Source organism: Methyloferula stellata AR4 (assembly GCF_000385335.1).
Taxonomy (GTDB): domain Bacteria; phylum Pseudomonadota; class Alphaproteobacteria; order Rhizobiales; family Beijerinckiaceae; genus Methyloferula; species Methyloferula stellata.
This window is the reverse complement of the sequence record NZ_ARWA01000001.1, coordinates 3,911,311-3,930,609: the sequence shown is the minus strand read 5'-3', so window position 1 is coordinate 3,930,609 and position 19,299 is coordinate 3,911,311. Positions and strand designations below refer to the sequence as shown.

Here is a 19,299-nt window from a genome sequence, read left to right as displayed (position 1 = left end):
GCTATCGTCACTGCAAGGAAAGCCACTCGCGGCCGTCTCTCAATAAGAGCATGTCCGCTGCCGCAGGGCCATTGCTGCCGGCCGGATAGAGGTGCAAGTCGCCCGGCTTGATCGCCCAGGCATCGAGGATCGGCTGCACGCCGGCCCAGCCGGCTTCGACATTGTCGGCACGCTGAAACAGGGTCGCGTCGCCGACGAGACAATCGTAGATCAAGGTCTCATAGCCGGTGCTGGGCGAGGTCTTGAAATAATCGGCGTAGCGGAAATCCATATTCACGTCGGCGAACTGCACTTTCCGGCCAGGCTGCTTGGCGGCGAATTGCAGAGTGATCCCTTCCTCCGGCTGAATATGGAAGATCAGCCGGCAGGACGATAATTTCGAATCGTCTATGTCTCGGAAGAGAACGCCGGGCGCTTTCTTGAACTGGATGACGATCTCGGTGCGCCGCAGGCTCATGGCCTTGCCTGTCCTTATATAGAAGGGCACGTCCATCCAGCGCCAATTGTCGATCCAGAGTTTGAGCGCGATATAGGTTTCGGTCAGGCTGCGCGGGTCGACATTATGCGCGTCGCGATAGGCCGCGACTTTCTCCCCGCCGATGAATCCCGCCACATATTGCCCGCGCACGACGTTCTTCAGTGCGTCCTCCGGCGACAGACGCCGGATCGCCTCGATCACTTTGGCCTTTTCCGCGCGGATCGCATCGGCGTGAAAGGAATTCGGCGCTTCCATCGTCATCATGGCAAGAAGCTGGAACATGTGGTTCGGGACCATGTCGCGCAGAGCGCCGGTCTCGTCGTAGAACCGGCCGCGCTGTTCGACGCCGACTGTTTCCGCCGCGGTGATCTGGACGTGATCGATATGCTGGCGGTTCCAGATCGGCTCGAACATGAAATTCGCAAACCGCAGAACCATGATGTTCTGGACGGTTTCCTTGCCGAGAAAATGGTCGATGCGGTAGATCTGGCTTTCATCGGCAATCTGCAGAACGCGTCTATTCAGCGCTCTGGCAGAAGCAAGATCGTGGCCAAACGGCTTTTCGATCACGACGCGCCGCCAGCCATTGTCGCCTTCCTGTAAGAGCCCGGCTGCCCCCAGCCTCTCAATGATGTCGCCGAAATAATTGGGCGCCGTCGCGAGGTAGAAGATCGCATTGCCGACACCGCCGCCTTCCTTCGACCAGGCTGCGAGCCGTTCTGCGACATGCTCATAGGTTTTCGGGTCGTCGAACTCGCTTGCGATATAGGTGAGACTGTTCATCAATTCATTTAAGGTATTGTCGTCGATCTCGGCCTTGGCGTTTTTGACCCGCGCCCGCAAGGCTTCGGCGATTGAGCCGCGAAATTCCTCGTCGCTGCGTGGATGGTGGCCGATGCCGACAATCGAGAAGCGGCGCGCCAGCAGGCCTTCACTGGCAAGGTTATAGAGCGCCGGCATCAAGAGCCGTTGCGTCAGGTCGCCGGATGCGCCGAAAATGACGAGCATGCAATCGGGCGCCACGGCGGTTTTCGATAGCCGGTCGAAGAAGGGCTGATTCATCACTTGCTCTCTTTCGCTCGTGGTTCTGCATCTGCGTGCGGTTCGATATGACCCCCGAATTTATGGCGCATGGCCGATAGAAGCTTGTCGCCGAACGTATGCTCTTGGCGCGATCGGAAGCGCGCGAAAAGCGAAGCAGCGAGAACATTGGCCGGAACGGCTTCCTCGATCGCAGCCTCGATCGTCCAACGTCCTTCGCCCGAATCATCGACGATGCCGCTGAAATTGGACAGCGTTGCGTTTTCGGCGAGCGCCGTGGCGGTCAGATCGAGAAGCCAGGAGGAGATGACGCTGCCGCGCCGCCAGACCTCGGCAATATCGGTCAAATCGAGTGTGAAACGCTCCGCCTCTGGAAGGTGTTCCGAGGCCTTGGATTTCAGAATGTCGAAGCCTTCGGCATAGGCCTGCATCAGGCCATATTCGATGCCGTTATGGACCATCTTGACGAAATGCCCGGCACCCGCGGGGCCTGCATGAATATAGCCTTGCTCGGCACGCGGATCATGACCGTTGCGGGCAGGCGTCCGCTCTATGTTGCCAGGGCCCGGCGCGAGCGCGCGGAAGATCGGATCGAGATGTTCGACGGCCGCTTTGGCGCCGCCGATCATCATGCAATAGCCGCGCTCCAAACCCCAGATTCCGCCGGACGTACCGACATCGACATAAGTGATGCCGTGCTGGGCCAAGGCAGCGGCGCGGCGGATATCGTCCTTATAAAACGTATTGCCGCCGTCGATCAGAATATCGCCGCCCTTCAGGAGCCCGGCGAATTCGGTGACGGCGGTCTCGGTGACCTGGCCTGCCGGCAGCATGAGCCAGATCGCCCGCGGTGCGTCGAGCTTCGCAACGAGATCGGCGAGGCCCGATGCGCCCGCTATGCCCTCTGCGCCAAGCTCCGCGACGGTTTTCGCATTGGTGTCATAGGCCACGGCTTGATGGCCAAAGCGGTGGAGACGCCGGGCAATGTTGCCACCCATGCGGCCGAGGCCGACAACACCCAATTGCATGAAGTTCTCCTGCGTGATGCAAATCCGCGTAACGCGAACCCTCAGTCTGTCGCAGGCGTGTCATTCAGCCTACGCCAGCCAGCCTGCCCTCGGAAGGTAGAACTCTCGATGGCGCATGCCAGAGCTTTGCCAAAAATGATTTACGCGGACTCGGCCTCGATCGGGACCACCATGCGTAGATGGAACCCCTCGGGTGGAAAGTCGACACTGATGGCCGCGCCGATCTGCTGCGACAGGACGCGGTGCAGGAGGATGGAGCCGAAGCCTTGCCGGGCCGGCGGTATGACGAGCGGACCGTTGCGCTCGCGCCATTCGCAAGAGAGCGCCCGCCGGCCGTCCTTCGCGGCGACAATGTCCCAATTGACCTTGAGGCTGCCGCCTTCCTTGCCCAAGGCGCCATATTTGACGGCATTGGTCGTCAGTTCATGAATTGTCATGCCGAGCGGAACGGCGATTTGCGACGGAAGCTCGACCGCCGGACCGTCAAGCACGATGCTGAATTCCTCCGCATCCGAATAAGGGCCGAGTTCTTGCGTCAAAAGATGGGCGAAGGAGACGAATTGCTGGATCTCCTCGGTCAAGATCGCGTGGGTTCGTGCCAAGGATGCGATGCGGCCTGCGAACGCGTCCTGGTATTCCTCGATCGTCTGCGCTGTCCGTGCAGTGGAATTCATGACGCCCTGAACGGTTGCCAGCGTATTCCTGACGCGATGATGCAATTCGCGGATGAGCAACACTTGCCGTTGCTCGGTTTGAACATGTTCGGTGACGTCGCTGCCTTCGACGAAAATGCCCGTCACCTCGCCTTGCGGATCGAAGATCGGCTGCAGAACGAAATCGAGATAGAGCTCGGTGGGAGGGCTGTTTGGTTCCGCTTGTATGAACAGGCGCATCTTACGGCCGACGAAAGGCTCGCCGGTTTGATAGACCGTGTCGAGCAGTGTCAAAAATTCCTGGTTGGCGCTTTCGGGAACGCCGTCCTTGAAGGTTTTGCCGAGAACGTCGCGATTGCCGATGAGTTTCCAAAATGACAGGTTTAAATATTCGAAGACATGTTGCGGCCCGCTCAATACGCTCATGAAGCTCGGCGCCTTCATGAACAGGCCATGCAGGAGTTTGGTTTCGGCGAGCAGCGTCTGATTCAGGGCCTGGACCGATTCGACCCGCCGCAAGACGTCCCCTTTGAGCGTGGCCTCGACGGCGGCCGGCACCTTTGGCTGGTTCGGTTTGACGCCCTTCAGGTCGGAGACGTCCTGGGCATTCTGGACGATGAAGGTGACCTCGCCTTGTGCATTGTGGATCGGCACATGGGTGCAGCTCCAATAGCGCTCCTCGAATTTGTGTCCGACCGGAATGGCATAGGGCAATAAAGGCAGGACATCGGTCACGCCGCCGTCGCGCACCCGTTCGAAAGAGGCTTGCAGACGTTGGCGGCTTTCGCCTTCGGCCGGAAAGGCTTCGAAAATATAGCGGCCCTTCAGATCCTCGCGCGTGCGTTTCGTGGCGGCGAGATAGGCCTTGTTCATTTCGGCGATTTCGAGATTGGAATTCAGCACTACCAGCGGCATAGGGAGCGAGTCGAAGAGGACTTGGAAGTCGATCGGGTCTTTCGGCTTCAGCATGACATGTCCCAGCCGCAAACATTTCGTGAACACAGGGCCTGCGGAGCCCTGGATGACCTCATCGAAGGTGGAACCTGTCGCGCCGGCTTGCCCGGGCAAGAGAGGTGCATGCGAAAAAGCAGCGGCATTTGGCTTAGGCGATTCTGAGACCAATGCCTATGGATAGGTTTTGATCCAGAATCAATCATGTTAAGCCCCGGACCTGATAAGTTTTGATCGATTCATATCCTTTCCAATGTGGATTGTGGGACAAACCTTGATGAACCGCGCGAATCCGAGTGTGTCTGGAACAGATGATGGCTGCTGAGCTGAGCCGTGTGGCGCGGGCGCTGATCTCCGTGTCCGATAAAACGGGCCTTGTCGAATTCGCGCGGGGCCTCGCGCAATTCGGCATCGAGCTCATTTCGACGGGCGGCACGCGCAAGGCGCTTGCCGAGGCAGGGCTCGCTGTCAAGGACGTCGCCGACCTTACGGGTTTTCCGGAAATGATGGATGGAAGGGTCAAAACCCTGCATCCCAAGGTGCATGGCGGCCTTCTCGCCATCCGGGGAAACCCGGAGCACGAAGCGGCGATGCTCGCGCATGATATCGCGCCGATCGATCTTCTCATCGTCAATCTCTATCCGTTCGAGGCGACGCTCGCAAAAGGCGCCACATTTGAAGAATGTGTCGAGACGATCGATATTGGCGGCCCGGCGATGATCCGTGCCGCCTCGAAGAATTTCAACGATGTAGCCGTAGTTGTGGCGGTCGAGGACTATGCGCTGATTTTGGCGGAATTGCAGGAAAATCATGGCGCGACGCGCCTCACTTTGCGCCGGGCGCTGGCTCAGAAGGCTTATGCGCGGACGGCTGCCTATGATGCGGCGATCTCGAATTGGCTCGCAGACGCCATCGGGGAGCAGGCGCCGCCCTTCCGTGCTTTTGGCGGCCGCTATGCCGGCGATCTGCGCTATGGCGAAAATCCGCACCAGCCCGCCGCGCTTTATGTATCGCCGCCGGCACGCGCGGGCGTTGCCACCGCCCGCCAGCTGCAGGGCAAGCAGTTATCTTATAATAATCTGAACGATACGGACGCGGCCTTCGAGCTCGCCGCAGAATTCGATCCGGCGCAGAGCGCCGCCGTCGCGATCATCAAACATGCCAATCCATGCGGCGTGGCGATGGGCGGCGATTTGCGCGAGGCCTATCTGCGCGCGCTGCGCTGCGATCCGACATCGGCCTTCGGCGGGATCGTCGCCTTGAACCGCAGGCTCGATGCGGCGGCGGCCGAGGAAATCGTCAAGATCTTCACCGAAGTCATTATTGCGCCCGACGCGGACGAGGACGCCATCGCGCTCGTCGCGGCGAAGAAGAATCTGCGGCTTCTCGTGACGGGCAGTTTGCCAGATCCGCGCGCGCCGGGGCTTGCGTTCAAATCGATCGCCGGCGGCTTTCTTGTGCAAGGGCGCGACAATGCCGTCGTCGACGACATGGACCTGAAGGTTGTGACGAAGCGGCAGCCAAGTGAAGCGGAGTTGCGCGATCTCAAATTCGCCTTTCGCGTCGCGAAATATGTGAAGTCGAATGCAATCGTCTATGCCAAGGATGGCGCAACGGTGGGCATCGGCGCGGGCCAGATGAGCCGTGTCGATTCAACTCGCATCGCCGCACGCAAGGCGGAAGACGCCGCTAAAGCCGAGGGCCTGCCGGAGTCGCTCGCCAAAGGCTCGGTCGTTGCTTCCGACGCCTTCTTTCCTTTCGCCGACGGGTTGCTGGTGGCGGTCGAGGCCGGCGCAACGGCGATCATCCAACCGGGCGGTTCGGTGCGCGACGAAGAGGTCATCAGGGCAGCCGACGAGGCCGGCCTCGCCATGGTCTTCACCGGCGTCCGGCATTTCCGGCATTGAACCCTCGCGTTCGAACGCTCATTTATTTCCCGGCTTGGACGAAGGATCGCGTGCGCTGTGACGCAAGGCGATAATGACGATTTCACCTTCGTCTTCGGCGACTTCATAGAAAATAAGATAAGGATATGGTGTCGTCACAATATACCGCAGGCCTGGATCCTCAGTAAGCGGTCCGGCATATGGATGTTGCGAAAGCAACGTAATGATTGTCTTGATCCTTGCCTGGACCTTTCGCGCGCCCGGCGGCGAGTGCTGGGCAATATAATCGAGCAGTTCAGCTAATTCTGCGGTGGCTGTTGGGGTATAACGTACCTCACAGCCCATGCTTCGCCCAGATGGCCCGCACCTGTTCGTCAGTCGCAAAATCTCCGCGAGCCGCTTCTCCGCGCGATTTCGTAAGGGAGGCTTTTTCCTCAGCTGTTAATGTCATAACTGGCTGCTCGTCGCCGGCCAATTGCAGCATCACGCGGGCAATCTCGTCTTGTATTTCGGGTGAGAGGGCCCGAGCCGTTTCGATTGCCTGCTCAAATAGCTTGGTCATGTCGTCACCACCGTGAGGCTTTAAACAATAGGAGCGAATGCGTTTCCAAACAATATCCTTTGTAAGAACCCGGTTTTCGCGGAGGGAGGTAGCTGCTGCACGTATCGCCAAGGCAGCAGCCAGCAAAGATTTTGGCACTGTGTGCTCAATGTCACAGGCCGTCGCACGCGCCCCAATATGAGCCCTGTTCCCCGTGTGCGAAAGCACTTATTCACCAATTAAGATCTGCGACATCTTCAACCGTCAAAGGATCACGGCGCCAGCACAATGCGCCCCAGGTTCGGCCATTAAGTTTGGCGAAACCTTCGATCCCTAAAATTCGAGCGGTTGAGGAGCAAAACAATGCTGATCAGTTCGACAGAGACGATCGAAGGCGGGAAGGTCCTTTATTCGATCGGCACGATCAAGGCGGCCTCTGCGTGGCATGCGCAAGGATCAGTGCCGCACCAGAGCGATTGGCGGGAAGGCGTCATGGCCGATCTGATCCGCAAGGCGGAGGACCTCTTTGCTGACGCCATCATCGAAGTGAACTACCAGGTCGACGGCATTGCCTGCCTGGACGAGGGGTTCGGCGTGAAGCGCCAGCGCATCCTGGCAACCGCCGTCGCCGTCAAGTTATCCTCACAAGCCTGATCCCGGGAAGCCAACGCTTCCCGGATGAGATCATGCCGACGAAGGCATGATCCGCGGTCTCTCAGCCGCTCCCTCTCATCCTTATCGCCGAGATCTTTCGCTTACGCGCTGCGGCGCGCCAGCTCCTCGAGCGTCGCCTGATCGACCTCATCGGTCCAGACGCGGAATTGCGCGAGCCGATGCGGTCCGAACGAGCTCGCAAGCGGGATATCGGTCGCATCTCGGCCGCGCGCGACGGTGATACGTCCGATGCGCGGCTGATTGTGGCGGGCATCGAAGGTGAACCAGCGCCCGTCCAGAAACACTTCGAACCAGGCATTGTAATCCATGGGCGCGGGATCAGGCGGCACGCCGATATCGCCCAAAAACCCGTTGGCATAGCGCGCGGGAATATTCATGCAGCGGCAGAAGGCGACGGCGAGATGAGCGAAATCGCGGCAAACGCCGACCTTCTCTTCGAAGGTCTCATAGGCCGTGCGGGTCGCACGCGCATATTCATAGCCGAACGTCACATGCGCATTGACGAAATCGCAGATGGCCTGAACCCGCCGCCACCCACGCGGCGTCGCGCCGAACAGATCCCAGGCAATCTGGCTCAGCTTATCGGTTTCGCAATAGCGGCTGCCAAGCAGGTAGATAAGATAGCTATCAGGCACGCGATCGAGGGGCATTTCTTGCGCGTCTTCGATGATCGGATCGGGCAGGCCATCGTCCTTGATGATGGAATCGCGATGGATCGTCAGTAGACCCGCAGGCGCCATGAATTTCCGGACCTGATTGCCGAATGTGTCCGTATAGCTCGAAGACCCAATGGCCGGCCATGTCTTGAAGCCGGAATCATGGACGACATGATGCGCGCGGTCTTCATGCGCATCGAGCAGGCACACCATCAAGGTCGGCGCGGGACATTCGAAACTCAGTTCATACCCGTAGCGAATCAGCATCGTTCAAAAATCCACGTGATCGTTTGAAAAGCTCACCGCCTGCCACCCATGCGACGGGCGTCGTGTGTGAGACCTGATTTCAGGAGGATAGCTATGGGGGTTAATGGCTAAGCAATGCTTTGTGTTCCCTCAACCCGGCCAATTTTTCTTTTAAATCAAAAGGCCACGAGGATAGCGCCCAAGGCGATCAAGCCGATTCCGGCCCAGTTCACGCTCGATAGTCTTTCGCCGAGAAAAAGCGCTGCGAAAACAGTGACTAGGTCCACGCTTAATTTGTCGATCGGCGCGACGCGGGAGGCTTCGCCGAGCAAAGCCAGGGATCGGCGGAGAGTTTCAGGAGCGCATCATCCATCATTCGCGGCGAGCTGCGCCGCTTGATAATCGGTCGTGAGCGCGTCGACGACTTCGTCCAGTGCTTCGCCGATCATCACCTTGTCGAGCTTATAGAGCGTCAGATTGATGCGATGATCGGTAAGGCGGCCTTGCGGGAAATTATAGGTGCGGATGCGCTCGGAGCGATCGCCTGAGCCCACTTGCGAGCGGCGGTCCGCGGCGCGTTCCGCATCGAGCTTCTGGCGTTCGGCGTCGTAAATGCGCGAACGCAGCAGAGCCATGGCGCGCGCGCGGTTCTTGTGCTGCGACCGCTCGTCCTGCACGAAGACGATCGTGCCGGTCGGCAGATGCGTGATGCGGATCGCCGATTCCGTCTTGTTGACGTGCTGGCCGCCGGCGCCTTGCGCGCGCATCAGGTCGATCTTCAAATCCCTTTCGTTGATATCGACATCGACGTCTTCGGCCTGCGGCAGCACGGCGACGGTCGCCGCCGACGTATGGATGCGCCCCTGCGTTTCCGTGTCCGGCACACGCTGGACACGGTGAACGCCGGACTCGAACTTCAATTTGGCGAAGACGCCGCGGCCTGTGATCTCGGCAATGACTTCCTTGAAACCGCCGGCTGTGCCTTCGCTCGCTGAAATGATTTCGACGGTCCAGCCTTTCTGCTCCGCATAGCGCTGATACATGCGGAAGAGATCGCCGGCAAAAAGCGCGGCTTCGTCGCCGCCCGTTCCAGCGCGGATCTCGAGTATGGCGCTTTTTTCGTCCGCCGCATCCTTGGGCAAAAGCGCGAGGCGCAATTGATGTTCGAGACCTTCGAGCCGGTCTCGCGCGTCGCGGAGTTCGTCCTCGGCGAGATCGCGCATCTCGCTGTCGGTTGCAGGGTCGACCAGCATGGCCTCAAGGCCGCCGACTTCGTCGACCTGGGTGCGGTAGTCGCGAATGGCGGCGGCGACATCTTCGAGCCCCGCGAGCTCGCGCGACAAGGCCGAATCATGGCCCGCGGCAAGGCGAGCCGAGATTTCCGCATGGCGGCGCAGGATGAGATCGAGTTTATCTTGAGGCAACATGGAGGTCAGGCAAAAGGCCACTGAAAACGAATCTTCCAACTTATATTGGAATGCCGTGGGTTTTCGCAAAGGCGGTCAAATCCCCGCGCAGGGAATGGCCGCCGTCGATGCGGGTGATCAGGTCGATCACATAGGCCTGCGTCTTAGCGAAATCCATGGCCAGGATCGCGGCCTTGACCGGGCCGATCGAGGCGGGCGACATGGAAAGCCCGCGATAGCCGAGCGCGACCAGCACGATGGCCTCGAGCGGCCTGCCGCCCATTTCGCCGCACAGCGTCAGCGGCTTCTTCGCTTCGGCGGCCTTGTCCGCGATCGATTTCAGGGCCCGCAGGATGGGAGCGGACAGATTGTCGAAACGTTTGGCCACGCGGGGATTATCCCGATCCGCCGCGAACATATATTGGACCAGGTCGTTCGAGCCGACCGAGAGAAAATCGGCGCGCGCGCAGATCTCGTCGAGCTGCCAGAGGAGCGACGGCACTTCGACCATGACGCCGATCTTGAGATCCGATGGCGGCTCGTATTTGTGCCGGGTCAGATGCGCGATCTCGCGATCGACGAGGCGCTTCGCCGCTATGAACTCCTCGACGGTCGCGATCATCGGGAACATGATGCGCAATTGGCGCCCGGCACCGGCACGCAGCATGGCACGCAACTGCGAGCGCAACAGGCCGGGGCGATCGAGACCGAGGCGGATCGCGCGCCAGCCGAGCGCCGGATTTTCCTCCTCCACCTTGTCCATATAGGGCAGGACCTTATCCGAGCCTATGTCGAGGGTGCGGAAGGTGATGGGCTTATCCGGGATCGCATCGAAGACGGAGCGGTAGAGCACGATCTGCTCATTCATGCGCGGAAATTGCGAGGCCACCATGAATTGGATTTCGGTGCGAAACAGCCCGATCGACGCGGCGCCGGTCTCAGCCACATGCTGCAGGTCGATGATGAGGCCGGCGTTCATCTGCAGCTCGATCGTTACGCCGTCTTTTGTCGTGGCGGGCAGATCACGCAGCTTATGATATTGCGCCTGGCGGCTGGCCCGCAGGCGCGCCTTTTCGGCGTAGGAATTCTCGACATCGGTCGATGGCCGCACATGGACGTCGCCGGTGCCGCCGTCGATGATGATCGCGTCGCCCTGTTCGACGAAATCGATGATATTGGCAATGTCGCTGACGACCGGGATACCGATCGCGCGCGCAACGATCGCGACATGGCTCGACGCGCCGCCATCTTCGAGCACGAGACCGCGCAGCTTGGTGCGGTCATATTCGAGCAGCGCCGCGGGCCCCATGGCGCGGGCGACGATGATCGAATTGTCGGGCAGGTCCTCGTGCGAGGTGACGAGGCTGCGGCCGGTCAATTGGTGCAGGAGCCGGTTCGCCAATTCGTCGAGATCGTGCCAGCGCTCGCGCATGAAAGGATCGGTTTGGCGATGCAGGCGCGCGCGCGCATCGTTTTGCACGCGCTCGACGGCGGCTTCGGCCGTGAGGCCAGAGCTCACGGCTTCGCGCAGGCGGCGCAGCCAGCCGCGGTCATGCGCGAAGAGGCGGAAGGTCTCAAGCACTTCGCGATGCTCGCCCTGGCCCATGTCACCGCGTTCGATCAGAAGGTCGATCGAATCGCGCATGGCGCGGATCGCCGTGTCGAGCCGTTCGATCTCGTAATTCACGTCTTCGGCGACGATCTGCGTAACGATGACGCGCGACTCGTGCAAGACGACATGGCCAAGCCCTACGCCATCGGCGATGGGCGTGCCCTTGAGATCGATCGGCTGACGGACGGCGATATCGTTTCCGGGCAGCACGAGGGATTGCAACTCGCCGGACGCGATCATTTCGGCAAGCAGCATCGCCGTCGTTTGCAGCGCCTCCATTTCCTCTTCGGAATAGGTGCGCCGCGCCTTGTTCTGAACGACGAGCACGCCGAGCGTATTGCCGCCGCGCAAAATCGGCACGCCGAGGAAGGATGTATAGATTTCTTCGCCCGTTTCAGGCCGGTAGGAGAAGGCCGGATGATGCTGCGCGTCGGACAGCGCCAAAGGTTCCGCGGTTGCCGCGATGAGGCCGACGAGGCCTTCTCCGCTGCGCATCGTGGTCAAATGGACCGCTTCGCGATTGAGACCTTCGGTTGCGTAAAGTTCGAGCCGTCCGTCGGCGCGCAGCACATAGACCGAGCACACTTCGGCGACCATATTGGCCGCGATATGGATGACGATTTTATCGAGACGAACCTGAGGACTGACCGGCTCGGCCATGACCTCGCGCAGACGCCGCAGCAGAAGACGCGGCCCGCCGCCCAGCGTTCCGCGCGTCACCGTGTCTTTGTCTGGGGGCCCAAAGACCTCGAACTCGTGCATCGGCAAGCCTAGTCAATCGAAGGTGGGTGCTTTGCGGCCCGATGCCATCCTTCCCCGCGTCCTTCGGCTCTAAAACTGCCCTTGCTCTATAACTAAAGCAAAGTCCGGGCCGCAAGCTGGGGAAACGACTCTATCAGCAACTGTACGCAGGGTCCGCAGCTTGGATAAATCTCTTTTCTCCAATCTGCCGCGACTCAGAGCAACGGACTGAATTATAAGCAATTTTAGAAAGGCAAAAATTTGTCCAGCGGGCGATTTGGAACGGCTAAAAGAAACGCGCGAAGCGCTTGTCCGATACATTAAAGTTTATAGCGATTCCGTAAAATTTATCCGCGCATTCCGCTCTAAATCATAAGAATCGATCACCTTCACGACTTTCATGGATTAAATCCAAATTCATCGCGATCTTGCGTGCAGTGCAAGACGGCGCTTCAGACTTTGTCGAGACCATAAAGCGAATGCAGCGTGCGGACCGCCAATTCGGTATAGGCCGCCTCTATCAATACCGAGAACTTGATCTCGGATGTGGTAATCGCGCGAATATTAATGCCTTTTTCGGCGAGGGCTTTGAAAGCCCGCGCGGCGACGCCTGGATGGCTGCGCATGCCGACGCCGATCGCCGAAATTTTCACGACGTCGCTTGCGCCTTGCAGCGTGCCATAGCCGATCTGCGGCTGCGCCTTTTCGAGGATCGCTCGTGCCCGCTCGAAATCGACGACGGGCACCGTGAAGGTAATATCGGTCGCAACCGTATTATCCGAGACGACCTGAATGATCATGTCGACGTTGATATTGGCCTCGGCGAGCGGCATGAAGATCGCGGCGGCGACGCCGGGATTATCGGCGACGCGGCGCAAGGTGATCTGCGCTTCTTCCCGGGAAAAGGCGATCCCGGTGACGACCTGCTGTTCCAAGATATCCTCCTCGTCGCAAATCAGAGTGCCGGGCTTCGGATCCAAAGGATCGTCGAAGGATGAGCGCACGAATGTCTTGACCTTATAGACCATGGCGAGTTCGACCGAACGCACCTGCAGGACCTTGGCGCCGAGCGAGGCCATTTCCAGCATTTCCTCGAAGGCGACGCGATCGAGCCGCCTTGCCTTGGCGACGATGCGCGGATCGGTCGTGTAGACGCCGTCGACATCCGTATAAATATCGCAGCGCTCGGCCTTGATGGCCGCGGCAATAGCCACGGCGCTCGTGTCGGACCCGCCGCGCCCCAGGGTCGAGATGCGGCCGGTTTCCTGGTGCAGGCCCTGGAAGCCGGCGATGACTGCCACCTCCTTGCGCTCCTCGAAGGCCTTGAAGATCGCCGAACCGTCGATATCGGCGATGCGGGCCGATCCATGCGCGTCGGAGGTCAGGATCGGCACCTGCCAGCCCTGCCAGGAGCGCGCCGGAATGCCCATATCCTGCAATACGATCGCCAAAAGCCCGGCGGTCACCTGTTCGCCGGCCGCGACCACCGCATCATATTCGCGCGGATCGTAAAAGCGCGAGGCGACTCGGCACCAATCCACCAGTTCATTGGTCTTGCCGGACATGGCGGAGACGACGACGGCTATGTCATAGCCCGCTTCGACCTCGCGCTGCACATGCCTCGCCACATTGCGGATGCGATCGACGTCGGCGACTGAGGTGCCGCCAAATTTCATCACGAGACGGGCCATTGGGTCCGGACAGGTCTTTCGGGGTTGCGGGGAGGGCGTGGCGCGCCTCGCGCCGAGCTGCAAGGGCGGCTATACATGACGAGGGCCGAAAGTGAAGTCAATCTTGGCCGTTCGGCACCATATAGGATCTTGAAAACATGGTTGAACCGGGTGCAGGCTCCAAACCGGCGATTCCCAGGGGCCGGTCCGTCGATGAGGCCGAGGTTTCGAACTTCGACCGGCTGGGCGCCGACTGGTGGCGCCCGGACGGGCCGATGCGGGCCTTGCATAAGTTCAACCCCGCCCGCGTCGCCTGGCTGAAAAGCGTGCTGACGCGGGAATTACTCGCCGATACGGCGGCCGACCCGGAAAAGCCGCTCGCCGGCCTCAAGCTCCTCGATATCGGCTGCGGCGGCGGCGTTTTGTCGGAAGCGCTGGCCGGACTCGGCGCCGATGTGACGGCGATCGACCCGGCGCCGCGCAATATCGAGATCGCAAAAGCGCATGCCGAAAAATCCGGCCTCACGATCGATTATCGCTGCGCGAGCGTCGAGGCGCTGGCAGCCGGCGAGACAAAATTCGACGCCGTTCTGGCCATGGAGGTCATCGAACATGTGCGCGATCTGCGCGGCTTCATGAAGGCCTCGGCAAGTCTGGTGCGGCCGGGCGGGCTTTTATTCGCCGCCACATTGAACCGGACCTTGAAAAGTTATGCGCTGGCCATTGTCGGCGCCGAATATGTGCTGCGCTGGGTCGCGCGCGGCACGCATGATTGGCAGAAATTCGTGACGCCGGCCGAATTGACCGAGGCGCTGCATCGCAGCGGCCTTGAGGTCTTCGACAGGACCGGGATCGCCTATGATCTCATTTCGGATCATTGGAAGCTCAGCGCGGACATGGACGTGAATTACATGCTGGCGGCGCGGCGGAATATAGTCGGCGGAGCAAAACCTAATTATTGCAGAAGTGGATCGGAAAGAAATTTAGCGGCTTTGACTCGAAAGTTTTGCGGCCCTGCCTCGTTCATTTCACAGCCGAGGAGTGTCGTAGCGTTCAAAGGATAGAGCGTAGCGGCGACGTCGCTTGTGTGGTTCACTTTTACTTCGACCTGAATCACTCTATTCGGATTGAAACTGACGAGTCGTACATTACGACCACTTTGTCCTTGTGGACACGCGGTTGAGTAGTCCAGCAGAAATCCGACATTGTCGACGGCTTGCTCCATGGCGTGCTCAACCGAAAGTCCCTTATATCGGTTTATGCTAGAAATATAGCGAGCAGAAATCAGGCTAAAATTAAGCTCCGAATACTGCTGTGCTTTTGGTATCTTTTGACTAACCCAATTCCTTGTGCATCCGAGAACCTCAGACTCACCCTTATCGAGAGAAATGTACTTTTGCCGGGCGATATCGTAGGTTCGATAATTTCCGTTATTATTGATGTAGTAAAATGTGCTTCCAGATAGAGGCTCAATGCGGAAATTCGCAGTGACCGGTTGAGATTCGTTTTTATTTTGCAAGGTGACAAGCTTCGCGCCGTCTGGTGCTGAACCTACATTTTCCGGAGATGAAAAGCATGCGCCTTCTATTTTGATGACCAAATCGGGTTTGGCGTCCTTTTCGTCGGCGATGGCGGCTAAAGGGCAGATCAAGGCAACGATCACAACCGCGGTCGCTCGCACCTTGAGATTTTTAAGCCATCGCTGCTGAGGGAAAGTCATAGGCCTACTCGTTTGGCGCCGGCTTCGCGACAGATCGGTTCCAAATCCATTCGGTCGTTCCGGGTATGCGCGCAACGACCACGTCTTGTGTCATAGGCGCATCGCCTGAGTTGAACGAAGCTTGCAATGAAATGTGTTCGTTATCGATCCATTTAACGAAGGACCAGTTTTCTTCGTCGGGCCAGTAAGCGCATGCTGTCTCATGGGACTCCTTGCCAATATAGCCGATCGTGATGTTGCAGATGACAAGATTTTCTACATCCTCGTCGATCGCTACAAAAGTGGACTGATCTGGGGAGAAACGAGGGATACCTCTGAAAGAAATTGTCTTTCCGTCGCGTCCGTCTACGAATTGCGAAGAGAAACCCTCATAATGGTATTCGATTATAAAAAAGCCGTGAACCTGTGATTGATAGCTTGCTAGACGATAAGTAATGCACTTATCCGCATTGTCGTCGCATGCTTTTTGATTGTCCTTGTAAATCTTTTTATGGCCGTTTTCGAGATTGATCACTAGGGACAGGCCTGTCCGCTTCACTTGGCTCGAAAGCTCCGACAGACAAGCTTTTTCATATTTGAGGGTTTTGTCATCAAACGGATCCGCTTTAAAGTCGGCATCTATGCAGGTTTTTGGCGATTTGGGCAGCGAGGTTGAATCTTGCGCTGCTGCGATCTGGGAGACGAACAGGCTTGCTATGAGAACTGTAAGAAAACGCCACATGCCATCGCCATAAGAGACATAAATTTACGAGCTAAGAATTCAGTTGAATGTATTTTAACACCGGGAAGCGTCAAAGACCACTGCTGGCCCTTAATTCAACTCTTTAGGCGCTGTCTGCACGGCAATGCTCGTGCGGCCGTCCCCGGCCATCGGCTTTGCCTCTACGACCGGATAGGCCAGCTTCGACAGCGCTGGCTGCCGGGAAATGAACATCATTTGGTTTCGATAGGAAATCCATAATTTGTGGGTTTTGAAATAGTCCAATCCGAGATTGGCGGTGCCTGTCGAAAGATCGACATCGACGATACCGATCGTCTTTTTGTAAAAGGTTTCGTCGCCGATCTTGAATGTATCGAATGTATAGTTCCTGATGGGCTTGGATGTTCCGCCATTCAATGGGCTTGTTGAAACTGCCTTTGTATTTACGAATTGGTCATCCGGCACGTTCCATAGAGCCGACGATTTGCGCGAAACGAATGAAACATTGTTTCCCGTATCGACAATGGCCCGCGTTCTTTCATCGTTGAGAACAATATCGACGACAATTTTTACGTCATGATGATCGAAAGGCACTTTCGCATAAGGCCCGGTCCATGGCAGGAAAGTGTCGTAGCAATTTTGCGCGCGGTAAAAGCTCAGCTGCTTAGACGCAAAGTCAAACTCAACATCATATTGGGAGAGAATGTCATCGCCGATCAGACCGATGGATGCGCTTTCCCGGAGTTTCTGTTCAAAGCCCATATCGGCGACGGCGGTGCTGCGGTTGCGATAGACGAGATCGCCAAGCCCGAACATGGCGGGAATAACGTTCAGATATAATTTGGCTGCCGTCTGACCGATGCCGACCACGGGTCTCAAATGACCAATTGACGCCATATCCGGCGTCAGATCGAGCTTATCTGCCGCGCTTGCGTTAAGCGTCGTGATTTCCGCTCCGGTGTCCACGATCATGGGACGCATGACATCGTTGATTTTGACCATCACGGCATAATGATTGCCGAGCTCGACCAAAGGCATTTGCGTGATTTTCAGCAGGCTGCAATCGGCAAAGGCCGGCGCGCCGAGGGTGATCGAAAAACAGAGATGGAGAGCGACGAGAATCGCAAGTTTCATCGAAGGTCTGCGTCAAAAAATTTGAGAAAGGCAACGCGGCGAAGAACGAGCCGGCGCATGACCGAGCCGGGGCTCCGAATGAAACGATCTTGCCTTGCCAAGCTGGTTCGGAGCTGGCCGCAGCGGCAGCGATTGGATGCCGCCGTGTCATTGCGAGCAAAGCGAAGCAATCCAGGGGCAGCAGCTCAAACGGTGGCATGGATTGCTTCGGAGCATAGCTCCTCGCAATGACGGCTTATCGATTGAATCGCAACCTTAATTCAGCTCATCCGGCGCGGCCGGCACGGCCATGATCTTGATGCCGTCTTCGATCAGGGCGTGAGCTTCCTCGACCGTGGCTTCGCCGCGGATCGGACGCTCGGGGCTTTCGCCCTCGTGCATCTTGCGGGCTTCTTCGGGGAAGTCTTTGCCGACGTCGATCGTGTCAGTAAGAATTTTCGCCCGCATGGCGCCGATCATCGCGCGGACGGCGTGCTGCTGTTCATCGAGCAAAGCGGGCGGCAGGGCATTCGTCCCCGCGGGCTGCGGCGGAATGATTTCGCCCTCGATCACGCGGCTTTCGGCGGCGCGGGTTTCGAATCCTCGCCCGAGATGGCTCGCGATCGCCGGCGCCATGATCGCCTTCGTCACTCTGGCGGAGCCGCAGATCGGGCAATGCACAAAGCCGCCCTCGGCCTGCTGGTCATAGGCCGCGCCATTGGCAAACCAGCTTTCGAAGCTGTGGCCGCTGTCACAAACGAGGGAGAATTTGATCATCGCTCCGCAAGATCGGCGAGCAGGAGATCGAGCTTGCCGCCCCAATGCAATTCCTGAAGATCGTCGCAACCGCCGATATGCGTCTCGTTGAAGAAGATCTGCGGCACGGTGGTGCGGCCATTGGCGCGCTCGGTCATTTTCTGGCGGCCGTCCGGATCGCCATCGACGGAAATCTCGTTAAAGGCGAGATTCTTCTTCTTCAGAAGGTCTTTGGCGGCGCGGCAATAGGGGCAGGTGCTTGTCGTATAGATCGTGATTTCGACTGGCGTGGACATTTAGTTTCCCTCTGGACCTTGCCCGCGGCGCAGCGCCGGGCCGATCCGAACCGGCTATTCGCCCGTTTATATGGGCATTTAGGCGCCCGTCACAACCCGGGCAAAGACGAGCGCATCGACGCGGGCGGCACCCGCCCGCAAAAGCACCCGCGCCGCAGCGTTGAGCGTCGCGCCGGAGGTAAGCACGTCGTCGATCAGGACAAGGGCGCGGCCCTCGATCTTGATCTTTTCCGCCTCCGGCACGGCGAAGGCGCCATGCATGTTTTCGGCCCGTTGCACCTTGGTCAGCCCGACTTGCGAGGGCGTCGCCTTGGTCCTTTCGAGGACGAAGGGATCGTTTTGGACTTTGCTCGCCTTGGAGATCACCTCGGCAAGCGCATTGGCCTGGTTGAAGCGCCGCCAGAAGAGCCTGCCCCGGTGGAGCGGGATTGGCACGAGCAGATCGGCCTCGGCCAAAAGCTCGCGTCCGGCCCGCGCCATCTGCCGGCCGAGCGGCAAAGCCAGTTCGAGCCTGTCGCCATATTTCAGCCGGTGGATCAAATGGCGCACCGGCCCATCCTCGAATCTCGCGACCGCGCGGGCGCGTGCATAGACGGGCGGATGGGCGATGGCTTCCGGCGACAGCAGGCCCTCGGCGCCGAGATCGGCGGCAAAGGGGGTGCCGAGCCGGTCGCAAAAAGGCCGCTCGATGAAGCGCACCTGGCCCCAGCAGGCGGGGCAAAGCGCGCCATGCGCCGCGATCGCCTCGCGGCAGGAGATGCAGGCCGGCGGGAAGATGAGATCGAGCGCGGCGCGGCTCAGATGCCTCGCCGCCGCGCCCAAATGCGTGGCGGCGCGCAAGGCCGCATGGGGTTTGGAGGTTTCGGTTAGGTCATCGCCGTGCATGGGGCGAGCTTAGCTGGGATTGCTGTACCCGCAAGGCTTGCCTCACTGCTAGGCCACCTTATAGCTCATCGTGTTTTGCTCGAAAGCATAATGGGCAAGGTCAGGTTTCGCCATTCATCCAACGGCGGCATTATCGGCGAGTCGGGTCTGCTTTTGTCAATGATCGCTTCGCGACCGCCTTACGGCGGCGACCCGGAGGGTCGTCATTGACTAAAGTGACCCGCTCGCCATGCTCGCCGCCAAGA

Annotated in this window: 17 protein-coding genes and 2 pseudogenes; 3 read left to right on the top strand and 16 right to left on the bottom strand. The window is 58.9% G+C overall.

Features of this window, described 5'->3' with window-relative positions; genetic code table 11:
* Positions 1 to 7: 7 nt before the first annotated feature.
* The 3 genes from zwf to A3OQ_RS0119535 all read right to left on the bottom strand — a co-directional run bounded on the left by zwf (position 8) and on the right by A3OQ_RS0119535 (position 4,169).
* The gene (gene zwf / locus A3OQ_RS0119545) at positions 8 to 1,540 is read right to left on the bottom strand and encodes a glucose-6-phosphate dehydrogenase (RefSeq protein WP_020177135.1); all 1,533 of its coding nucleotides are present in this window, start codon (positions 1,538 to 1,540) and stop codon (positions 8 to 10) included.
* Positions 1,540 to 2,547, bottom strand: a complete 1,008-nt coding sequence (gene gnd, locus A3OQ_RS0119540) for a phosphogluconate dehydrogenase (NAD(+)-dependent, decarboxylating) (RefSeq protein WP_020177134.1) — start codon at positions 2,545 to 2,547, stop codon at positions 1,540 to 1,542. Before gnd ends, zwf begins: the two co-directional genes overlap by 1 nt.
* A gap of 140 nt (positions 2,548 to 2,687) precedes the next feature.
* Positions 2,688 to 4,169: a PAS domain-containing protein gene (locus tag A3OQ_RS0119535; RefSeq protein ID WP_040581519.1), complete on the bottom strand. Its 1,482-nt coding sequence runs from the start codon at positions 4,167 to 4,169 to the stop codon at positions 2,688 to 2,690.
* A gap of 296 nt (positions 4,170 to 4,465) precedes the next feature.
* Here A3OQ_RS0119535 and purH point away from each other — a divergent pair, with 296 nt between their 5' ends.
* Positions 4,466 to 6,058, top strand: a complete 1,593-nt coding sequence (purH, locus tag A3OQ_RS0119530; protein ID WP_020177132.1) for a bifunctional phosphoribosylaminoimidazolecarboxamide formyltransferase/IMP cyclohydrolase — start codon at positions 4,466 to 4,468, stop codon at positions 6,056 to 6,058.
* Between the two features lie 18 nt (positions 6,059 to 6,076).
* Here purH and A3OQ_RS0119525 read toward each other — a convergent pair whose 3' ends face one another.
* Positions 6,077 to 6,382, bottom strand: coding sequence for a type II toxin-antitoxin system RelE/ParE family toxin (locus A3OQ_RS0119525; protein ID WP_026596031.1), 306 nt, complete (start codon positions 6,380 to 6,382; stop codon positions 6,077 to 6,079).
* Complete coding sequence (locus A3OQ_RS25305) at positions 6,372 to 6,737, bottom strand: hypothetical protein (RefSeq protein ID WP_341872087.1); 366 nt, start codon at positions 6,735 to 6,737, stop codon at positions 6,372 to 6,374. The genes A3OQ_RS0119525 and A3OQ_RS25305 overlap by 11 nt, the downstream gene beginning before the upstream one ends.
* Before the next feature lie 204 nt (positions 6,738 to 6,941).
* Here A3OQ_RS25305 and A3OQ_RS0119515 point away from each other — a divergent pair, with 204 nt between their 5' ends.
* Entirely contained in the window at positions 6,942 to 7,232 is a 291-nt protein-coding gene (locus A3OQ_RS0119515) for a hypothetical protein (RefSeq protein WP_020177129.1), read from the top strand.
* A 101-nt stretch (positions 7,233 to 7,333) separates the two neighbouring features.
* Here the strand turns inward: A3OQ_RS0119515 and A3OQ_RS0119510 are convergent, their stop codons facing one another.
* The 5 genes and pseudogenes from A3OQ_RS0119510 to A3OQ_RS0119490 all read right to left on the bottom strand — a co-directional run bounded on the left by A3OQ_RS0119510 (position 7,334) and on the right by A3OQ_RS0119490 (position 13,605).
* Positions 7,334 to 8,176: a transglutaminase-like domain-containing protein gene (locus tag A3OQ_RS0119510; RefSeq protein WP_020177128.1), complete on the bottom strand. Its 843-nt coding sequence runs from the start codon at positions 8,174 to 8,176 to the stop codon at positions 7,334 to 7,336.
* Between the two features lie 155 nt (positions 8,177 to 8,331).
* A pseudogene (locus A3OQ_RS23090) lies at positions 8,332 to 8,484 on the bottom strand (EamA family transporter); the annotation flags it as partial.
* A 36-nt stretch (positions 8,485 to 8,520) separates the two neighbouring features.
* Positions 8,521 to 9,582, bottom strand: coding sequence for a peptide chain release factor 1 (gene prfA, locus A3OQ_RS0119500; RefSeq protein WP_020177126.1), 1,062 nt, complete (start codon positions 9,580 to 9,582; stop codon positions 8,521 to 8,523).
* Positions 9,583 to 9,622: 40 nt separating this feature from the next.
* Positions 9,623 to 11,833: a phosphoenolpyruvate--protein phosphotransferase gene (gene ptsP, locus A3OQ_RS0119495; RefSeq protein WP_152428686.1), complete on the bottom strand. Its 2,211-nt coding sequence runs from the start codon at positions 11,831 to 11,833 to the stop codon at positions 9,623 to 9,625.
* Between the two features lie 533 nt (positions 11,834 to 12,366).
* Complete coding sequence (locus tag A3OQ_RS0119490) at positions 12,367 to 13,605, bottom strand: aspartate kinase (RefSeq protein ID WP_020177124.1); 1,239 nt, start codon at positions 13,603 to 13,605, stop codon at positions 12,367 to 12,369.
* A 137-nt stretch (positions 13,606 to 13,742) separates the two neighbouring features.
* On the opposite strand from A3OQ_RS0119490, the pseudogene ubiG reads away from it, so the two are divergent.
* Positions 13,743 to 14,513 (top strand): annotated as a pseudogene (gene ubiG, locus A3OQ_RS23085) (bifunctional 2-polyprenyl-6-hydroxyphenol methylase/3-demethylubiquinol 3-O-methyltransferase UbiG); the annotation flags it as partial.
* A gap of 26 nt (positions 14,514 to 14,539) precedes the next feature.
* Here ubiG and A3OQ_RS24555 read toward each other — a convergent pair.
* From A3OQ_RS24555 to A3OQ_RS0119455, 6 genes are all read right to left on the bottom strand, one after another.
* Positions 14,540 to 15,304 (bottom strand): hypothetical protein, encoded by a 765-nt coding sequence (locus A3OQ_RS24555; protein WP_152428538.1) that lies wholly within the window; start codon positions 15,302 to 15,304, stop codon positions 14,540 to 14,542.
* 4 nt (positions 15,305 to 15,308) lie between these two features.
* The gene (locus A3OQ_RS0119475; protein ID WP_020177121.1) at positions 15,309 to 16,025 is read right to left on the bottom strand and encodes a hypothetical protein; all 717 of its coding nucleotides are present in this window, start codon (positions 16,023 to 16,025) and stop codon (positions 15,309 to 15,311) included.
* A 90-nt stretch (positions 16,026 to 16,115) separates the two neighbouring features.
* On the bottom strand, positions 16,116 to 17,138 hold the full coding sequence (locus tag A3OQ_RS0119470; protein ID WP_020177120.1) for an aspartyl protease family protein: 1,023 nt from the start codon (positions 17,136 to 17,138) through the stop codon (positions 16,116 to 16,118).
* Between the two features lie 255 nt (positions 17,139 to 17,393).
* Complete coding sequence (locus A3OQ_RS0119465; protein ID WP_020177119.1) at positions 17,394 to 17,894, bottom strand: DUF1178 family protein; 501 nt, start codon at positions 17,892 to 17,894, stop codon at positions 17,394 to 17,396.
* Positions 17,891 to 18,169 carry a glutaredoxin 3 gene (gene grxC, locus A3OQ_RS0119460; RefSeq protein ID WP_020177118.1) on the bottom strand — a complete coding sequence of 93 codons (279 nt, stop codon included), beginning with the start codon at positions 18,167 to 18,169 and terminating at the stop codon, positions 17,891 to 17,893. Before grxC ends, A3OQ_RS0119465 begins: the two co-directional genes overlap by 4 nt.
* Positions 18,170 to 18,247: 78 nt before the next feature.
* The gene (locus A3OQ_RS0119455; RefSeq protein WP_020177117.1) at positions 18,248 to 19,054 is read right to left on the bottom strand and encodes a ComF family protein; all 807 of its coding nucleotides are present in this window, start codon (positions 19,052 to 19,054) and stop codon (positions 18,248 to 18,250) included.
* Positions 19,055 to 19,299 lie beyond the last annotated feature (245 nt).

What these genes read in the sequence shown, in the direction of transcription:
- gnd (WP_020177134.1), bottom strand. Translation starts at nt 2,547, where the DNA reads ATGCAATTGGGTGTTGTCGGCCTCGGCCGCATGGGTGGCAACATTGCC.
- A3OQ_RS0119525 (WP_026596031.1), bottom strand. Translation starts at nt 6,382, where the DNA reads ATGGGCTGTGAGGTACGTTATACCCCAACAGCCACCGCAGAATTAGCT.
- A3OQ_RS0119475 (WP_020177121.1), bottom strand. Translation starts at nt 16,025, where the DNA reads ATGTGGCGTTTTCTTACAGTTCTCATAGCAAGCCTGTTCGTCTCCCAG.
- A3OQ_RS0119515 (WP_020177129.1), top strand. Translation starts at nt 6,942, where the DNA reads ATGCTGATCAGTTCGACAGAGACGATCGAAGGCGGGAAGGTCCTTTAT.
- grxC (WP_020177118.1), bottom strand. Translation starts at nt 18,169, where the DNA reads ATGTCCACGCCAGTCGAAATCACGATCTATACGACAAGCACCTGCCCC.
- ptsP (WP_152428686.1), bottom strand. Translation starts at nt 11,833, where the DNA reads ATGGCCGAGCCGGTCAGTCCTCAGGTTCGTCTCGATAAAATCGTCATC.
- A3OQ_RS0119455 (WP_020177117.1), bottom strand. Translation starts at nt 19,054, where the DNA reads ATGCACGGCGATGACCTAACCGAAACCTCCAAACCCCATGCGGCCTTG.
- A3OQ_RS0119535 (WP_040581519.1), bottom strand. Translation starts at nt 4,169, where the DNA reads ATGCTGAAGCCGAAAGACCCGATCGACTTCCAAGTCCTCTTCGACTCG.
- A3OQ_RS0119470 (WP_020177120.1), bottom strand. Translation starts at nt 17,138, where the DNA reads ATGAAACTTGCGATTCTCGTCGCTCTCCATCTCTGTTTTTCGATCACC.
- purH (WP_020177132.1), top strand. Translation starts at nt 4,466, where the DNA reads ATGGCTGCTGAGCTGAGCCGTGTGGCGCGGGCGCTGATCTCCGTGTCC.
- A3OQ_RS0119490 (WP_020177124.1), bottom strand. Translation starts at nt 13,605, where the DNA reads ATGGCCCGTCTCGTGATGAAATTTGGCGGCACCTCAGTCGCCGACGTC.
- A3OQ_RS24555 (WP_152428538.1), bottom strand. Translation starts at nt 15,304, where the DNA reads ATGACTTTCCCTCAGCAGCGATGGCTTAAAAATCTCAAGGTGCGAGCG.
- zwf (WP_020177135.1), bottom strand. Translation starts at nt 1,540, where the DNA reads ATGAATCAGCCCTTCTTCGACCGGCTATCGAAAACCGCCGTGGCGCCC.
- A3OQ_RS0119465 (WP_020177119.1), bottom strand. Translation starts at nt 17,894, where the DNA reads ATGATCAAATTCTCCCTCGTTTGTGACAGCGGCCACAGCTTCGAAAGC.
- prfA (WP_020177126.1), bottom strand. Translation starts at nt 9,582, where the DNA reads ATGTTGCCTCAAGATAAACTCGATCTCATCCTGCGCCGCCATGCGGAA.
- A3OQ_RS0119510 (WP_020177128.1), bottom strand. Translation starts at nt 8,176, where the DNA reads ATGCTGATTCGCTACGGGTATGAACTGAGTTTCGAATGTCCCGCGCCG.